General features: G+C 39.7%; 17 protein-coding genes and 1 tRNA gene. 2 read left to right on the top strand and 16 right to left on the bottom strand.

All coding sequences use genetic code 11. The annotated features are described in order from the left end of the window. Nucleotides 1-159: 159 nt before the first annotated feature. Genes M0R79_RS01475 through M0R79_RS01460 form a run of 4 tightly spaced genes read right to left on the bottom strand, consistent with a single transcriptional unit; the run spans nucleotide 160 to nucleotide 3974 of the window. Entirely contained in the window at nucleotides 160-1236 is a 1077-nt protein-coding gene (locus tag M0R79_RS01475; protein ID WP_248416721.1) for an ABC transporter substrate-binding protein, read from the bottom strand. Next, the gene (locus M0R79_RS01470; protein WP_248416722.1) at nucleotides 1237-2061 is read right to left on the bottom strand and encodes an ABC transporter permease; all 825 of its coding nucleotides are present in this window, start codon (nucleotides 2059-2061) and stop codon (nucleotides 1237-1239) included. Further along, entirely contained in the window at nucleotides 2048-2872 is an 825-nt protein-coding gene (locus M0R79_RS01465) for an ABC transporter permease (RefSeq protein ID WP_248416723.1), read from the bottom strand. The genes M0R79_RS01470 and M0R79_RS01465 overlap by 14 nt, the downstream gene beginning before the upstream one ends. Nucleotides 2873-2882: 10 nt before the next feature. After that, complete coding sequence (locus M0R79_RS01460) at nucleotides 2883-3974, bottom strand: ABC transporter ATP-binding protein (protein ID WP_248416724.1); 1092 nt, start codon at nucleotides 3972-3974, stop codon at nucleotides 2883-2885. A 333-nt stretch (nucleotides 3975-4307) separates the two neighbouring features. On the opposite strand from M0R79_RS01460, the gene M0R79_RS01455 reads away from it, so the two are divergent. After that, nucleotides 4308-5231, top strand: coding sequence for a dihydroorotate oxidase (locus tag M0R79_RS01455; RefSeq protein WP_248417160.1), 924 nt, complete (start codon nucleotides 4308-4310; stop codon nucleotides 5229-5231). A 515-nt stretch (nucleotides 5232-5746) separates the two neighbouring features. On the opposite strand, the gene M0R79_RS01450 is transcribed toward M0R79_RS01455, so the two are convergent. From M0R79_RS01450 to tsaE, 5 genes are all read right to left on the bottom strand, one after another. Next, nucleotides 5747-7459, bottom strand: a complete 1713-nt coding sequence (locus M0R79_RS01450; RefSeq protein ID WP_248416725.1) for an ABC transporter ATP-binding protein — start codon at nucleotides 7457-7459, stop codon at nucleotides 5747-5749. Between the two features lie 197 nt (nucleotides 7460-7656). Further along, nucleotides 7657-7730, bottom strand: a tRNA-Arg gene (locus M0R79_RS01445). A gap of 84 nt (nucleotides 7731-7814) precedes the next feature. Then, complete coding sequence (murB, locus tag M0R79_RS01440; protein WP_375163573.1) at nucleotides 7815-8720, bottom strand: UDP-N-acetylmuramate dehydrogenase; 906 nt, start codon at nucleotides 8718-8720, stop codon at nucleotides 7815-7817. 80 nt (nucleotides 8721-8800) lie between these two features. Next, entirely contained in the window at nucleotides 8801-9352 is a 552-nt protein-coding gene (locus M0R79_RS01435; protein ID WP_248416727.1) for a GNAT family N-acetyltransferase, read from the bottom strand. Next, entirely contained in the window at nucleotides 9342-9854 is a 513-nt protein-coding gene (gene tsaE / locus M0R79_RS01430) for a tRNA (adenosine(37)-N6)-threonylcarbamoyltransferase complex ATPase subunit type 1 TsaE (RefSeq protein WP_248416728.1), read from the bottom strand. The genes M0R79_RS01435 and tsaE overlap by 11 nt, the downstream gene beginning before the upstream one ends. 163 nt (nucleotides 9855-10017) lie before the next feature. Here tsaE and M0R79_RS01425 point away from each other — a divergent pair, with 163 nt between their 5' ends. Further along, entirely contained in the window at nucleotides 10018-10623 is a 606-nt protein-coding gene (locus M0R79_RS01425; protein ID WP_248416729.1) for a DUF4430 domain-containing protein, read from the top strand. A gap of 581 nt (nucleotides 10624-11204) precedes the next feature. Here the strand turns inward: M0R79_RS01425 and M0R79_RS01420 are convergent. From M0R79_RS01420 to M0R79_RS01390, 7 genes are all read right to left on the bottom strand, one after another. Next, on the bottom strand, nucleotides 11205-13043 hold the full coding sequence (locus M0R79_RS01420) for a DUF5067 domain-containing protein (RefSeq protein ID WP_248416730.1): 1839 nt from the start codon (nucleotides 13041-13043) through the stop codon (nucleotides 11205-11207). A gap of 26 nt (nucleotides 13044-13069) precedes the next feature. Then, nucleotides 13070-13663, bottom strand: a complete 594-nt coding sequence (locus M0R79_RS01415; protein ID WP_248416731.1) for a GHKL domain-containing protein — start codon at nucleotides 13661-13663, stop codon at nucleotides 13070-13072. A 221-nt stretch (nucleotides 13664-13884) separates the two neighbouring features. Then, the gene (locus M0R79_RS01410) at nucleotides 13885-14649 is read right to left on the bottom strand and encodes a LytR/AlgR family response regulator transcription factor (RefSeq protein WP_248416732.1); all 765 of its coding nucleotides are present in this window, start codon (nucleotides 14647-14649) and stop codon (nucleotides 13885-13887) included. A gap of 22 nt (nucleotides 14650-14671) precedes the next feature. Next, nucleotides 14672-15952 carry a sensor histidine kinase gene (locus M0R79_RS01405; protein ID WP_248416733.1) on the bottom strand — a complete coding sequence of 427 codons (1281 nt, stop codon included), beginning with the start codon at nucleotides 15950-15952 and terminating at the stop codon, nucleotides 14672-14674. Between the two features lie 176 nt (nucleotides 15953-16128). After that, on the bottom strand, nucleotides 16129-16464 hold the full coding sequence (locus M0R79_RS01400; protein WP_248416734.1) for an accessory gene regulator B family protein: 336 nt from the start codon (nucleotides 16462-16464) through the stop codon (nucleotides 16129-16131). 77 nt (nucleotides 16465-16541) lie between these two features. After that, nucleotides 16542-17927, bottom strand: a complete 1386-nt coding sequence (locus M0R79_RS01395) for a phage tail tip lysozyme (RefSeq protein ID WP_248416735.1) — start codon at nucleotides 17925-17927, stop codon at nucleotides 16542-16544. An 84-nt stretch (nucleotides 17928-18011) separates the two neighbouring features. Beyond that, nucleotides 18012-18194, bottom strand: a complete 183-nt coding sequence (locus M0R79_RS01390; protein WP_248416736.1) for a YvrJ family protein — start codon at nucleotides 18192-18194, stop codon at nucleotides 18012-18014. Nucleotides 18195-18266: the final 72 nt, after the last annotated feature.

Raw genomic sequence — 18266 nt, 5'->3', positions numbered from 1 at the left:
AAATCCACCAATCTCTCCACTGCCCATAGTTTGGCAGGGTTGAGTTGGTGGATTTAAGATTATAATCATACACCGCTTTTCGAAAATCTCGTCTTATGGTTAAAGTTGTTATTCATTTTTGCTAGCTAGCTTTTTCAAGAACGTTATATACGAACTGATTTAATCTCGAGGTTCGATCTTAACTTCCAGATAGAGGTCATTATATTCGATTAACTTTTCTTTACCCAGGTTTCGATAGACACTTAACTTATCAATCAAGCTTTGGTCAGGGTAGAAGGATTTGTCAGCAATCATTTCTTCAGGCATCAAAGCCATAGCAGATTTATTCGGTGTTGAATAACCGACGTATTCCGCATTGGCTGCCGCAATCTCTGGCCGACATAGAAAGTCCATCAAGGCATAGGCCCCTTCGATGTTATTGGCATTCTTAGGGATGGCTAGGGTATCTTCCCAGAAATTCGACCCTTCCTCTGGAACATAATAGGTCAAATCTTCATTCTCCCACATGGCCATGGCCGCTTCACCCGAATAAGTTACCCCAATATAATTCTCTTCATTGACTAAGTGCATCTTAATCTCGTCAGCAATCAAGGCTGAAATATTTGGCATCAAAGTCTTCATCAAATCAGCTGATTTGCGCAGAATCTTACTATCGGTCTCATTCAGATCATAACCTTGAGCTTGTAGACCAATTCCAATGACTTCGCGAGCCCCATCAATCATCAGGATGCCATTACGAAACTCAGGCTTCCAGAGATCTTTCCAAGATTGAATGGCATTCTCACCTAAGACTCGTTCATTATAGACAATTCCCAAGGTTCCCCAGAAATAAGGGATCGAATACTTGTTGCCCGGGTCGAAGGACCAATCCATATATTCTGGATCAATATGTTTCAAGTTCGGCAACTTACTCTTATCCAGTGGCAAGAGCATGTCTTTGCTGATCATATTCTCAATCATATATTCACTCGGCACAATCAAATCATACTTCGTTCCACCTTGTTCGATTTTGGAAAGCATGGCTTCATTCGAATCGAAGGTCTCATAGATGACCCGGTAGCCACTTTCTTCTTCGAACTGCTTCATCACTTCGGGATCAATATAGTCGCCCCAATTATAGAAGACGACCGTATTCTGATTGGCCAAGCTTGAAGAAGTTTCTAAATGGTATTTATAGCCCCAGACTATGGCAACCATGGTCAAGATAATCAAGGAAAAATTTAACAATTTCTTCATCTACAACACCGCCTTCTCTGCTCTAAAGCGACGTGCCTTGCGCCGGGTTTCGCCCACCTGCAAGTAATAATAACCCAGGACTAAGATAAAGGCGACAATAAACATCAAGGTAGACAAGGCATTGATTTCTAAAGAAATTCCCACCCGAGCTCGTGAATATACTTCAACAGCTACGGTCGAGAATCCATTCCCGGTCACGAAGAAGGTCACAGCGAAATCATCTAAAGAATACGTAAAGGCCATAAAGAAGCCGGAAATAATCCCCGTCCAAATACTAGGAACGATAATTTGACTTAGGATTTGCGAGCTATTGGCCCCTAAGTCTTGGGCTGCGGTAATCATATTTTGGTTCATTTCATACAATCTGGGTAGAACCATTAAGACTACAATCGGTACCGAGAAAGCCACATGCGCAATTAATACTGTCCAGAAACCAAATTTGATTGGAATTAAGAGAGAGAATAAGATTAAGAAGCTGGCCCCCATCATTACATCAGGTGTTACCATCAAAACGTTATTCAAATTCAATAAGGCTTGTTTGTTACGGTTCTTCTGGGTGAAATAAATCGCAATCGCGCCAAAGGTTCCGATAAAAGTCGCAATCAAGGCTGACAATAAAGCCACAATAAAGGTGTTCATCAAGAAAGTCATTAACCGAGTATCCTCAAACATGGTTTGATAGTGTTCCCAGGTAAAGCCAGTAAATTCCGTCATCGTTCCGCCGGCATTGAAAGAGTAATAGATCAAATAGAATATCGGTAAATATAACAAGAAGAACATAACTGCTAAATAGACTTGACTCCAAGAAAATTTATTTTGTCGCATGACTGGTCCCCCTTTTTTGCCGTTGACGGGTCAGGAACATAATCAAGAACATGGCCAGCATTAAGACCACACCAATGGTCGCTCCCATCCCTAGATTCTGGGTAACCAAGAAATGTTGTTCTACAGCCGTACCCAAGGTGATGACGCGGTTACCACCAATCAAGCGGGTTAACATAAAGAGCGATAAGGAAGGAATAAAGACCGCTTGAACGCCAGAGCGAACTCCACGCATAGATAAAGGCAGAACAATTCGTCGTAGGGTCGTCCATTGATTGGCACCTAAATCCAGACTGGCTTGATAGAGCGATTGAGGAATCTCATTAATCGAATTATAAATAGGAATCAGCATAAAGGGAATTTCGATATAGGCTGCTACGATTAGAAAAGCCAGATTGGTAAAGAGTAATTGTTGAGGTTGAAGGCCAATCCACATCAGGAATTGATTTACCGGGCCACTTTTACTCAGAATACCAATGAAGGCATAAATCTTTAACAAGAGATTAATCCAGGTCGGTAAGATTACCAACAGAATCCAGAACTGTTTGTTCTTCAATTTAGTCAGTCCATAAGCCATAGGATAGGCAAAGATAAAGGTAATTAAAGTCACTAAACCTGCGTAAAAGACTGAAGATAACGTCATTAAGAGATAGTTCTTCGAGGTGAAATAATTGACATAATTCGCTAAGGTCAATTCACCCGAGACATTAAACAATGACCGATATAAAAGTAAAAGCAGAGGGGCAATAACGAAGATCCCAATCCAAAGATAATAGGGGATCGCATAGATCTGTGTTTTCTTTGTAAGATTCATGGACTCCCTCCTAATCTTCATATTGTTCAAGACGGGCGTCAAACTCTTCCTCAGATTCATTAAAGCGCATTACGTGAATACTTTCAGGTTCTAGATAAATGCCAATCGTTGAATCTAATTCAGGCTTCTTAGTGGTATGAATCATCCATTCATTCCCAGCTTCATCGTAGGCAATGACTTCATTGAAGACACCACGGAAGAGGATAGTATCAATTTTAGCCGTGATATGACCTTGTTCGGGACTGGTGATTTCCACGTCTTCGGGACGGACTACCACTTCAACCTGCTCATTGGCTGGAATTCCCGCATCCTCACAATCAAAAACGCGACCAACAAATTCAACCCGATAATCTTCAATCATCTTGGCATCAATAATATTACTTTCGCCAATGAAATCAGCGACATAGCGATTAATCGGTTCATCATAAATATCCACTGGCGTACCTGATTGAACAATCTCACCCTTATCCATCACAAAAATCCAATCTGACATCGCCAAGGCTTCTTCTTGGTCATGGGTGACAAAGACAAAGGTAATGCCCAAACGTTCTTGTAACTCTCGGAGTTCATATTGCATGTCTGTCCGTAATTTTAAATCAAGAGCGGATAAAGGTTCATCCAAAAGCAGGACCTCAGGTTCATTAACTAAGGCCCGGGCAATCGCCACCCGTTGTTTCTGTCCACCAGACATTTCATCAATCTCACGGTGTTCATAACCTTCAAGCTGAACCAATTTTAAGGCTTCTGATACCTTTTGTTTGATAATTTCTTTGTCAGTGCCCTTTACCGACAATCCAAAAGCAATATTCTCGTACACATTCATGTGAGGAAATAAGGCATAATCCTGAAAGACAGTGTTGACCTTACGTTTATTAGCTGGTATCTCCGTGACTTTCTCGCCATTCAAGAGGACTTCTCCTGAACTGGCGTCGGTAAATCCAGCAATAATCCTAAGAATCGTCGTCTTACCACAGCCAGAAGGTCCTAGCAGGGTATAGAACTTTCCTTGTTCTAACTCCATATCAATTGACTTTAACACGGTCGTATCATTATAGGATTTGCTAACATGATGCAACTCCACACTATAATTATTTGTCGTCATAAGCATGCTCCTCTACATAAATTTTGTACATTATTGACTCCTTCGAACCCGATTAGAAAGGTAGGCTAATGGCTCGAGGCAATTAGCTAATAGATTGTCCTTTCGATTGTGAATTATAGCATAACGCCCTTATTTTTACTTTAGTTTTTTATTTTTATTTGCTATTGACTATTGCTTGGGGGTTTCCTACAATCTAGTTAAGCTATCCATCAGTGTATTTTAAACATGTTCGAGAAACATGAAAGTAGACGCGATTCTTACTTTAGGACCAGTCTATCTTTAGGCGGGTCTTTTTTTGCACAGTGATAGAAATATCTATAAAGGAGTCGAATGATGACGAATATTTCAACCACCATTGGCAAGGTAAACTTCGATAACTGTTTAATGAATGCTGCCGGCATTCTCTGTATGAGTCAAGCAGAACTTGATAGCCTGAAAGACAGCCAGGCAGCCACTTTTGTGACTAAGACTGCTACTTTACAAGCTCGACCAGGGAATCCGGAACCTCGATACTATGCCTTCGGGGATTCTTCGATTAATTCCATGGGTCTGCCAAATCTCGGCATCGATTTCTATCTCGATTATCTGAAGCATGACGCCAGACAAGCTCAACGCTTTCTCTCAATCGCCCCCATCCAACCCGATGATCTCCATAAACTGATTGAGAAAATTAATCAGAGCCATTACCAAGGTATGATTGAACTAAATCTATCTTGCCCTAATATTCCAGGCAAACCACAAACGGCCTATGACTTTGAACAAACCGCCTCTTTGTTAGATCAAATCTTTAGCCTAAGTGAGCATGCGATTGGAGTTAAGTTGCCTCCATTTTTCGACCTGGTTCACTTTGATCAAATAGCTGACTTATTGAACCGCTATCCGCTAACCTTTGTGACTTGTATTAACAGTCTGGGGAATGGCCTAGTTATCAATGATCTAAGCGTGGCGATTAAGCCTAAGCAAGGGTTCGGTGGACTGGGCGGATCAATTGTCAAACCAACGGCCTTAGCCAATGTCCATGCTTTCCGTCAACGATTGAAAGATGAAATCCATGTTATTGGCGCAGGTGGGGTTGTCACCGGTCGGGATGTCTTCGAACATATTCTTTGCGGCGCAGATATGGTTCAAATTGGCAGTCAATTACTTAAGGAAGGGCCAGAAATCTTCCCTCGCCTACAAACGGAATTGATTGAAGAGATGCACCGCTATAGCTACCAATCCTTGGCCGATTTCCGTAATCAATTAAAATATATTTAAGATTTTCTAGCGCTAAACTTTTCACTTTTCAATTTCAGAACTGTATGAATGTCAGCGACATCATCTTGGTGACAAGAAACGCTTGATGACAAAACAAAAAAGAACCCTGGTACTCACAAGAAACAGAAGATTCACTCCATTTAACAGCTCTAATTGACTCGTCTCTAGAGCTATTCTAGTGAATCTCGTCCTCCAAAACCTTGACTTTTCAGGACGGCCTCTTGTCAGTACCAGGGTTTGATATAACTGATGAAGATCAAACCCTTACTTCATATTGTATTCTCTATTTAATTTTCCCCTTTTCCATGCATCGATAACAACAAGACTCTTTAAGACTTAAGGGCGAATACGTTGTATAAAAATGATTAGTTGAGCAGATTACCCCAATAAAGACACTGAATTATGGCAATGAGGCCTAAGGTATTTATGGGCTTATATTTATAAGTGATAGGCGATGTCCACTGGTTAATAACGCCTGAAAAACTCGAAGATTGTTAAGTATGCCAAGTGTGTTTCTAATTAGCCACGGTAAACAAGGAATAGAAATATTTCTTCTCTGCCATCAGTTGATGAAATGTGCCTTGTTCGATTAACTTCCCTTCTTTAAGAACCACAATTTGATCATATTGCTGCAAGAATTTTTCTTCTAAGCGATGTGTTACCACAATACGCATCAATCCTGATAAATCAAGAATCGCCTGAGTAATATTAGCTGCGGTTTGATTATCGAGAGCCGAAGTCGCTTCATCTACCAATAAAATCTCAGATTCTTGCAGTAAACTACGAGCAATCGCAATCCGTTGCTTTTCTCCACCTGAGAGATTGCAACCATTTTCGCCACAGTTATAATCCTGACCATGGGATTCAATGAGTTCTACCAAACCTGCTAACTGTATGACTCGATCAATATCTGACTGGGGAAAGTTACGAAACATAGTAATATTCTCAACAATACTCGCATCAAAAATAAAAACAGATTGTTGGATTAAACTCATAACATCATATAAGGAAGAAGTAGTAATTTCACGTACTTCAATATTGTTTAATGAAAGAGACCCTTGGTAAGTATCATATAATCCCATGAGCAGATTAATTAAGCTGGTTTTCCCCGAGCCAGATCCACCGACAATTGCATAGGACTTGCCAAGCTCTAATTCAAGATTGATATCTGCTAAAGCCCAAACGTTACCGGAATCTTTATAGGAAAAACTGATATCTTGGAGACTGAAGCCTCGATTAAGGGGTGCCGACAAAGTCACGCCTTGATCTTTATCAACTTGTTTTATCTGGTTGGCTAGTTTATCTAGCAAAACTATTGCCGCCTTGCGTTGGCCCAACAGTTGGGGAATCGTAGCGATAGGTTGTAGAACAAAATTCATTAAATTGGTGAAAGCAATAGCCATCCCTGGTGTAAGTGTATCAGGTCGATACAATACTAACCAAACCCCCGATAACATGACGACGAATTGAGCCAATAATTTAGTAAATTCGCCTAAACCAGCGATTTGAAGGGATTTATGTTCACGATCTCTCTTCTGACGCTCCAACCGATGATTACCTTGTTGATAGAGTTGGTCAGCTTCCTTCTCCGCCTTGAAACTTTTGATAATCGAAATACCGTTCAATATATCCTTGGTCTGAGCGAGATAATTAGCATTTTCTTCAGAAACTTTCTTTTCCGTTGCGGCTAATATCGTCGCTGTCTTCATGGCGAAAATCATTGGCAAGATAGAGACCAACAAAGATATCAGGGTTAAAATCGGACTGAAATATAGCATCAAAGAGAGCGAGCCTATGAACATGATCGATAACTGAATCAAAGTAAAGATTGTTCGCAAATAATTCTGTTCGATACGCTCACAATCATTGGTTAAGGCTGAAAGATAGAGTGAGCTGTTGCCTTGGGCAAAACTCGACAAATCTTTGCTTAGAATGTCTTTCATTAGTTTGTCTTTAAATTGAGTCATCGCTTTCTCCAGAAAATGGGGAAAAAACCAATATTGAAGAAAATAAATGAGTGAGATAGCAATTAAGATAGCCATACAAAAGTACAAAAGTTGTACAAAGGTGAATGAACTATCTTGAGACATCACATCGAAAATGACTTGTAAATACCATGAAACAAGAACATTTAACAATGAAATACCGATATAGGCAAGGATGGTTAAAATTGTATTCAGCCTGTTCTTCTTAAAAAAGTACTTAACATAGGTCTGATGATCTATCACTTTGAACAACCCCCTACTTCTAAATCAAACAATCATCTATTTAACGATATATTTTATTTTATATTTAAATTATAATATAATGAGAATATTTTTCAAGCTCTCATAGTTTGGTGTTTGTACTCCTGGATATCATACTTTCTCAAAAGGAAATGAATAAAAATAGGCACAAAAAAACAGGCCCTTAGGCCTGCTCACAATACACCCTACAGGAGTCGAACCTGTAACCTTTTGATTCGTAGTCAAACACTCTATCCAATTGAGCTAAGGGTGCATCAACACTGTTTATATATAATAACAGATTTTCTGTTAGATGACAAGACTAATTATTAAAAATCTCACAGAAAGTTGAAATTTCTTATTCTTTCTCCCGTCCTAGGATTCGAACCTCGGTTTCTAAGTGTACACCATATTTATTAAAGATGGTTTCTTGAATAAAGGCAATCATTTCGGTATAATCGGTCGCTGTCGCTTCAGCAACATTGACAATAAAGCCAGCATGCTTGCGTGAAATCTCAGCACCACCAATTCGATAACCTTGTAAGCCCGCATCTTGAATCAACTTGCCAGTAAAGTAGCCTTCTGGTCGTTTGAATACTGAGCCACAAGAAGGATATTCTAAGGGTTGCTTCGATTGACGGAGATAGGTTAAATGATCCATCCGTTCTTTAATCGCTTGGCTATCCCCTTTGCCTAAAGCAAAGAAAGCCCCTAAAATCACAGCTTGATTATCTTGGAAGATGCTGTTGCGATAGGTAAATTGACTTTCTTCATTGGAGAAGCGTTTCAATTCGCCTTCCGCCGTTAACACGTCCACATATTGGATGCAATCTTTTACTTCCCCCTCATAGGCGCCCGCATTCATAAAGACCGCTCCCCCCACACTTCCGGGGATTCCACAAGCAAATTCTAAGCCGGTGAATTTTGCGGCGAGGGCTTGTTGACTGGTTTCAATCATCGCTGCCCCACTTTCAGCATAAATACCGTCAGCTGAGACTTCTATGTGATTCATCTGGGTCAGAATCATCACAATCCCTGCCATTCCACCATCACGAACAATTAAATTTGAGAGGTTACCAAAGACGGTCAAGGGCACTTGGTGTTGGTTGACCCAATCAATAATTTGTTGGACTTCTGTTTTAGATTTGGGGAAGACGATAACGTCAGCCGGTCCCCCTGTTTTTGTATAAGAATAATTTGCTAATGCTTCATTATATTTAATCGTCATCTCAGGAAAGAGCTGACTCAAATTTTGAAAATTCACCATGGTTATCACCTTTCAGCATATCGCTCCGCTGAGCATTCTTACATATTTTAGACAAAGTCAGTCTCAAAGTAAAGACTTTAATCCAGAATACGCTCCATGATGTAAGTATCATAATAACCATAAGCCGATTTCACCCGTTTGGTCAGGCGACCTACAATATCAAAGTGATTCTTCTGATAAAGTTTAATCGCTCGTTGATTTTCGGTGATCACTTCGAGGGTTAGCACCTTAATATCGACTGCTTGGGCAAATTCAATCAAGGCCGTTAACATCATGTGGCCGATGCCATAACCCCAATATTCCTCAATCAAGGAAACGCCAATTTCAGCGACGTGGGCTTGTTTGCCCTGATCTAGCACCTTGACAGAGGACAGACCAATAATCTGTCCATCGGTCTCAGTTAATAATAGAATGGAGGTCGGGGCCGCTTGATAAGAATTAATAATGGCTCGTTCTTCAGCCACTGTTAACAAGAGACCTTCTTTACCAAAAGATAGATAATCGGTTTCTTTACCCAAGTGGCGACTCAAGCCAATAATTGCACGAGCGTCGGTTTCTTCAGCCTGACGGACAGTAATTTCAATATCTTCTGACTCCACAGTATCGACCGGAAACATCTTATTCTTCATTTAAGTCAGCATCCTTCCTCACATAATCCCCTTGTAACTTCTCAATCATGGTAAGATATTCAGCCGAGGATCCTTGAACAGAAATGTCCAGAATCCGCCGGGTCTCTGCTTCAGCGAGTTCTTCTGGCCGGTTAATCTGAATATGTAAATAAGATTCAGGCAAATCGTCCTCAATAAACTCAGCCCACTCAACTAAAGTAATCGCATCGGGACGGAATAACTCATTAAAATCTAAGCTGTCCCCACCCACTCCTTCCAGTCGGTAGGCATCAATATGAATGAGCTGACCTTGTTCAGGCAGATCGTATTCTTTGACAATCGTATAAGTCGGCGACTTGACCGCACGTTGAATACCCAGCGCTCGTCCAAAGCCCTGAGTAAATGTTGTCTTGCCGGCTCCCAAAGTGCCATCAAGACGAAAGACCATGCCTAACTTACTATATCGCGCCATTATTGCGGCGAGTTCTTGGGTGGCCTGAGCCGAATCAGTATGGATTAGCACATACATCGCTCCCTATTCATCAATTAATAGTAATAAATTCACTAAAAATATATATTTCTTTTGTATAATATATTATAATGAAACTGTTAGTAAACTGCGAATAATTTGACTTTTCGCCCGTTTATTGCTAGTTTTAGTGTATCATGAGATAGGAGGACTTATCGTGAAAAAGTTTAGCAAATTTTTAGCTTTAACTGTTGTTTTTCTATTCCTTGCAGCTTGTGGAAACGAGAACAAACCAGAACAAGCTGAGACAACAGAAGCACCTCAAACTACCGTCGCAGAGACCACCCAAGCCCCAGAATCTAAGAGTGAAGAAAGTTCTGAAGCAGCTGACAATCAGGGAGACGAAAGCAATCAAGATGAGAAGAATGAAAATGCAGTTACGTTCAAATTCTACATCCATGGCGAAGAAGACCCTGAATTAAGCTTCACAATTGATGATGCTGAAGGCAAGAGCGTTAAGGAAGCTATGGAGTCCCAAGATCAAGTCCCATTCAACTTCAATGAAGAAGAAGGCGTTATCGATAGCATCAACGATGTTGAGAATAACTACGAAACTTGGGAAACTTGGGCTTATCTATATAATGGCAGCTATGCCGAATTAGGCGTAGTCTCCCAAACCTTAGAAGCAGGCGATGAAATTGCTTGGTACTATGGTACGGCTGATGAAATTCCAATGTCATTAATTCAAGAAGATGATGGCACTGATATGGAAGCGAATATGTACGAAGAAAGCACAGAAGAAACTGCTGCAGACGGTCAATAATATCCACAACTCTCCTGGCAAGGCAGGAGAGTTTTTTTTATATTCAAATATGAACAGAATCTCTTTTTCTATTTATTGCAATGTTATCTTTGTTTTAGTTGCGGTGCAGATCCTGAAGATTATCCCCTTGATTAATCGGCAACATAATTTGCTTCCTCTGACCGCTCAAACAACGCCAAAACACAAAGATAAAAGGAGATCCCAATGAAAAAAGAACCTTGAATAAGTGCTGATGTGGGCTGTTATCATTGTCATTTTTTCCTTTATTGTTGATACGCTAAGCCTGCTCTTTTTTGACACAACACCTCGTAAAATTATCATCCAATACAAGCAAACATTATTGAAATAAAGCTTGGCAAAGATACCGCGATAACCCCGTATCAAGTTAGCATTCATAGGTCCGGTCTGTTTTAATTTTTCAATCTATTATCTCCCGTATTCAGACCGTTCTTTGGCCAATCATAAGGACAATATTTCAGATCGCCATATTCTAGCCAAATAAAAAGAGCCTCCCTAGCTAGCCGTGACTAGTTAGGAGGCTCTGTTTTATCGATCACTATTATCTAATGTTTTACAACTATTTATTCTTGAATTTGATATTGGTTTCCATCTTGGTCGGTGAAGCTGGTCCAATCTTCATTCGGTTCAAAGCTTAAATATGCAGCTGCATCTGCCTTAGCAAAAGGCTTCATCTCGATTTTACCCTCTTGAAGTTGGTAGTAAATATTATCGAAGATGACTGCAGTAAATTCCCCATCTAATTTCTCTTTATAGAGGGTTGCTTCTGGGGTTAGACTCAAGTCTGTCCAAGCTTTCACTTCCACGCCTTCTTGATCTGCCCAAGCTTTGGCACTTGCTTCATCGGCATATAAGAGGTAAGCGCGTTGTCCGTCAAATAAGAAATTATTCGCTTCACCGAGGAAGAGACCCGTAAATGGCGGCAACTTAGCGAGATCTTCTTGCTCAAATTTATAATTTTGAACCTTGTCTTGATTAACTAAGCGAAGCATAAGCCCTTGGTCCAAACTTTCTAAATTATAGAAAATAGTTTGGGTCTTTGTTTGGCCTGGTTCGATGGCTGTTTCAATATCATCGGCGGTTTGTTCGCTGGCTAATTGATAATTGCCCAGTGATAACTGCTGACTTCCCTCTGCGGTTAAGTTATCCATTTGACTTAAACCAGACCAGATCGCTTGACTCGAAGCCACCACTTGGTCGGTTTGATTGGTATAGTCATATTGAATCGCTAAAAGATATTGATCTTGATTTGGATTGCCCACACCAGCAGGTTGAATTAAATAGGCTCCGCGAATTTTAAAATTATGTCCTTCATTTTCGACGGTGATTGGTTCTTTAAAGAAAGAATCACTCTGTTCGACCAATTCTTTAGTGACTAACTCACGCGCTAACAAATCTTGATTCTTAGAGACAAATGCTACACGAGCTTGGCGGGTCTCGTCTGAGACTTTCAGCTCTTTGTTCAAGACTTCTGGGTACATATTAATAAAGAAATGATAGAGGACACCAGGGTCACCGCCTAAGAAAGTAGATTTCTTATAAGCGACTGCGGCATCATAAATCGGATCGCCAGGTAATGCTGCCAATTGGTCTTCAGTAATCTTGCCATAGTTAACCACAGCATTATACATATCATTATAGAAGCCTTCCTTAACTAGGCGAATCGCTTCTTCTTCGGTATAAGGTTTTGGTGGTTGTTCATCAGCATTCATCACACTTGGATACATACGGATAAAGAAATAATATAAAATACTAGGATCGCCACCGAGGAAGGTTGACTTCTTATAAGCAAAGGCAGCATCATAGATAGGATCGCCCGGTAATTTGGCTAGTTGTTCTTCGCTAATCCCGCCATAATTTACCACTGCATTGTACATATCATCGTAGAAACCACCTTCAACCTGTTGGCTAGCTTCTTGATCGGTATAAGGACGTGGCGGAAGGCCTTTATTTTCTCGATTCTCCTCATCATTGGCCGTCATTTCTTGAGCTAATGTCGCTAGATCAGGTTGAGACCAAGCTTTCCACAAAAGATCACTATCCGTGAAGTTAGCCAGAATGTCTGGGTGAACACCATTCTCTTCCAAGGTGGTCCGAATACGATTGATTTCTGGAGCAAATACCTGAGGATATGCGCTCATCGCCAAGTACATGATACTATCAGGATACATAGTACTCGTATTTTGATTAGCTTCCCAGAAAGATTGCCAGGCTTCGGCCGGAATAGCATTCCATTGTTCATCGGTTAAGGGCGAATTCTCCATCATATAATTATAGAAGGCTTGTGGATCATAAGCTTCTTGGGCTAGGGCATGAGGATATTGATTATTTTGTAGATAACTAAGGCTTAATGGCCCTGCCATCATTACACAGGCTGTTAATTTGATTAATTTCTTACGCATATTGTTCCCACTTTCTATCATTAATATTATTGATTGATGTCAATTTGAAAGATAAAATACTGACTATTCCATTGGACTTGATAATGACCATGATATCGCTTCACTATATCTTGTACGATACCTAACCCCCTTCCAGGTCGAATCCAGCGCCTATCTGCCTGACGCTTGATGGACTGGCTATCAGTGTCTTGGTCCGATTGATACGAGTTCAACATGATCAGCTGAAATTGGCTAGAATTTGCTTGCACCTTGAGTTCAATACAGCGATTCTGAGCTAACTGAGTTGTCGCCTCCACCGCATTAGCCCATAAATTCATTAACAGAGCCGTTAGATGCTGATCCTCTAGAGGAAGTGAGCCGTCAATTGACAGGTCTGTCTTAAATTCAATCTGCTTCGATTGAGCCTCGACACGAAATTGACTGATTATACCATCAAATAAAGGATGGCCAGTTTCTTCTTTGGCCGTCACAATAGCTTGATCCCAATCAGCTAGCAAACGCTTAAGATAAGTATAACTCCGATCATATTCCCCCGCTTCAAGCAAGATTAATACCGACAATACATGTTTACGATAATCATGAACAACTTTCTCTAATTCTTTCAGATATGCTTCTTTCATATAGTAGTCCCCAATTACTTTGTCTTAATTCTGTCAGAATAATCTGGATGGATTGCGCAGAAAGCTCTCGACCCATCTAAGAATAATTCTAACTCAATTCAGTATTAAAGATAGATTTTAGTCATGAATGGTTCATTTATGGCCCTCAATGGTTAAAATAAACAAAAAATTTGCGGATTCCCATGAAAATCCGCAAATAATACAACTAATGATTGAATGAATTATGACGAGGACTCATCAAGTAAGCCATCCATCTGCTTCACAAGTTCTTTCACTTTACGTCGGGCAATCGGACAAGTATACCCGCCCGTTAAAGTCACACTGTGGCCTTCTTTGCTGATGGATTGAATATGTTGGGGATTAATCAAGCAACCTCGATGTATTCGAATAAAAGTTGGTAATTCCACAGCCAATTCATTCAAGGTCCCGGCAAATTGTAATTGACCAGTCAGCGTCGTTAATACAACCTGCCTACTTAACTTAACCTTCTCCAGACATAGAATGTCGGCCCGGTCAAAAATACGTACCTGGTCACCCAATTCCAAAATAAAAGAGTCCTCCTGACGACTATCAGTGAATCCTTGCTCGTTCTCAGCCACCAAGTTGATGCAATAAGCAACCCGTTGGTAGAAATTCTCTGCCTGGTCTTTGATAATATAATCTAATGCCTCTACTGAATACTTAAATGTTAGTAGCGCCATTTCTTCATGGGTGGTCACAAAGACAATCCGTGCTAAAGGCAGTTGGCGACGAATCTCCGCGCCTAATTGAATCCCATTCAACTGTCCTTGCCCTAAATCCACATCTAAGAAGAACAACGTACGCTGACTAGCAAAGGAATGAAGTTGAGAAAGCAGATCGTCCGCCTGATAACCTGAAAAAACTATCTGGCCCGCAATCGCTTGCTCCTCAAGATAATGACTGATGAAATTGCTTAAGCCCTGACGCTCAATCGCCTGGTCTTCCATCACAAAAATATTCAACATAGACCTTCCGAATCCTCCTGCCCTACGCTGGAATAATTAAATGTTGACTGAATATCTGCCCCTTAATTTGGGTTTCGATAGAAACATCGGGATATTGGGCAATAATTTCACGTACATTGGCTAATCCTAGTCCCCGCTGTTGGCCCTTCGTCGAAAATCCAGGCTGGAATAATTGATTGGTGGGGATCATTTCCCCCACATAAGTGTTATCAATTATCAAATGCACAGAATGCTGTAATTGAAAACAAGTCAGGCGAATCTGACCTGAGCCAACTTCTTGGACCGCTTCGATCGCATTATCCAGTAATATCCCTACAACCTTAACACAATCAATTGGCTCCATCTTTAATTGTTCGACAGGTTGATTAATCTCAAGCTTTACCTCTATCTTTTGCGGATTAACTTGCCAAAGCTTGGCCAAAATTAAACCCTTCAACGGCGAAATATTTAATTTACTTAAATCATCAAGATTATTACGAGTGGCAAGTAATTTATTAGCTTCCACTTGCATATCCTGCTTGATAAATTTCTGAATCGCAGCAAGATCGCCCTCATCTAACAAGGAATCCAGAGAAATCAGCAGGTTCTTATAATCATGACGGAATTTACGCAAAGTATTATAACTCTGCTCTAGCGACTGAGTATAGTTCTGCAAAGCTTGAAACTCGATCTGTTTCTCTTTGATTTTTTGATGTTGGCGATTTACACGCATATAGACAAAGAGAATTACGACAGTTAATAAAGAGTAAATAATGAAAAAGATAAAATTTGTCTTCACTAAATCATAAGTATTACCAAGCTCAACTTCCATAAAAATTGAAACATAGAAAGCAATTAAAGTAAATCCACCTAATATAGTAGCAAATAATTTCAATTTAGAAAGTGAACGGTTATTTAAATTATATTTAATCTTTTCAATTATTAAATAACAAATATACGAAATTATTATTGAAATTAAAGACCATGTAATTATTCTAAAAAATATCACTTCTTCAAATGCCCCAAAAATGGAAAACTCAATTAGGGTAACAAAGTGATCCGCAATCAAACCTAAAATAATCCCATATGTCGAGACAAAAATACTATTTATAATATCTCCTAACCTTATATAATGCAATAATATATATAATAATACATTAATAATTGAGGCATAAACACCTATTAAGGTAAAAGAATAAGTACTCAAAACACAACAAATTAATAAATATAAAAATTCTTTTTTAGTAATACGTATATCTCCGATAATAATTTTTGAATTAATATAAAATACAAAAATCTGGCACACGACAACGAAAATTTCCATTATTTATCCCTACTTTGTATTACTCTATATTTTTTTGGAGTGTAGGCGAGGCCTAGACACATTCTTTTATTTGAAACAGCTATCTTACCAATAATAGAAAAAATACTCATTATACCCTCAATCATCTTATCTACCCCTCTATTTTATCATGTTATATTTGTTTTTGTTGATAAATTCTATCGCAATATTAAATATTTGATGCTCCAAGGTAAGGCTACAAATATTGACAAATTAATCAATGTACACATGTAACCTTTTTCTGCATGGTATGGATTAGATCGTGTTTTTCGCCATAGATAAAATAGAATATGTACCATTAAACTTTCAACAAACACACCAACCAAATAGGCGCTGATATAAATCATGCCAATTTTGATAAAGTTAATCATTAAAATTTCTGCTCCAAGTAAACACAGTTCATAATCTTCGGAACTTAAATTAATCGAACTCCTCCGATATAAATATGCTACCAATTGGTCAGCTAATCTTTCTTCCCAACTTAAATAATCCATCACTACCTCCTCAACAAAGAAAGCGACCTATCTCGTAAGATAAGATAGATCGCCTGGAATCTTCTAATCAGACACACTTAAATAATGGTACCGTATAATGGTCCTTTGACCCCATTCTTGATTGTTCGAATAGCCACATAACGACGTACCCCTGAATAACTAATATAACTAATATATACATAAGCATTGGTAATATACACACGGTCGTAGTTCACTGATTCGCCCACTTCTAAGTAGGCAGCGGCAGCGGCCGAAGCTAATGGCTGATTACGAATTGCTAACCGTTGATTAGCAGTAAAGCGACCAGTCTCACCATAGGTTTGAGCTACAGTTTCAGTACCTGGTTGTGGGGTTGGATCAGGTTGTGGGGTCGGTGTGACACGTTGACTAACCCCTTTCAAACGATAGCAATAGACATAGCCACCACCATACCATCCTTCTAACTCAGTTTCCTTAATATCATATTTCTCATTGACACAATGGACAATCTTTTGGTTGCTAACAAAGACTCCTGTATGGGAACCCTGAGGCTTGTAGCCCGAGATAAAGATATCACCATACCGAGCTTCTGAGCGTTGAATTGGGATTAACAGGCTACCTTCTAATTGAAAGAGGGTAGTTGTATTGCCCCAATAAGTTCCTTGAGGTAAGAAGCCAGCATAGATTAAAGCACGATAGACAGCTGAAGAACAGTCTGCATAGTTCTCTTGCATACGTAGAGCTTGGCTATATTTAATCCGACCCATATTCTCATAGAACCAATTGACCAACTTCTGTAAGCGAAGGTCTTGGCTTGGATTCGGCGTTGGCGTCGGATTTGGGTTGGAAGGATTTGAATTATTTGTCTTACCGACGATTAAGCGATCCCCGGGATGAATCACAGAATTAACCGTAATCCCATTAAGTTGACAGAGTTCATCGACGGTCAGACCAAATTTTTGTGAAATCGCCCAGAGCGAATCTCCAGCCACGACAGTATAATATTTATTTTCCATGTTAGTTGTCTCCTTTGGTGTTGATGTTGAACCATTCAATAAATTAAACCACTTACGAGCACTAGCTTGTCGTTCAGCCACTTTTGCATATTGAGCACTTGGTCGCTCATAAGCAAAGACAAAGATTTCGGCTAAATATTCTGGACTTGCAGTACTTTGACTATATTGTCTGAAGGTCATCGACTGATGATCAAATTGCTTCCCTGTCTCAAGTTCATACTGAATCCGTTGGAGTTGAGTGGTCATTAGGCGATAATCCAAGCCTTGTTGTTGAGCCCAATTCATCAGTACAGATCCAGGTGTCCATTGAACTAAGCCATAGCCCCCACCGCCACTATACTCGTGAAGGTCTGGATTAATTCCGCTTTCTAATTCCATGTTCCCTAACATACCGGCAATCGCTTGACCAGTCCATCCTTGCTGAATAAAGAAATCCCATACTTGTTTAGCTCTCTGCTCGATTGTCATCAAATCATCCTTTCAAATATTCTTTGTATGCGCATACTTGTAAGTAATATTACTTACATCTATAAGACGAAAGTTTGAGTGAATTTATTTACCTATGCGGCGTCTTTCTTTTACTTTATTTGTCTCTGATATATGCTCAATCACCCAAGAAAGATGGGTTAATAGCGTCGATAATTCTTCGAGCTTCTTTTCAAAACGTGCTAAGAAATAAATCACTAAAGCAATTGGAAATCCAAAATTAGCAATTAAATTGATGACTTCCTCCATTTGGTCATCCCCCTTTCAGAATATAGTCACACTCCAAAGACGAGCCAAACGGCGGAATAGTTTACATGAATT

Origin of the sequence: Ignavigranum ruoffiae (genome assembly GCF_023195815.2) — a bacterium.
GTDB lineage: Bacteria > Bacillota > Bacilli > Lactobacillales > Aerococcaceae > Ignavigranum > Ignavigranum ruoffiae.
The sequence above is the reverse complement of the archived record's forward strand: the minus strand, read 5'-3'. Positions and strand labels throughout refer to the sequence as shown.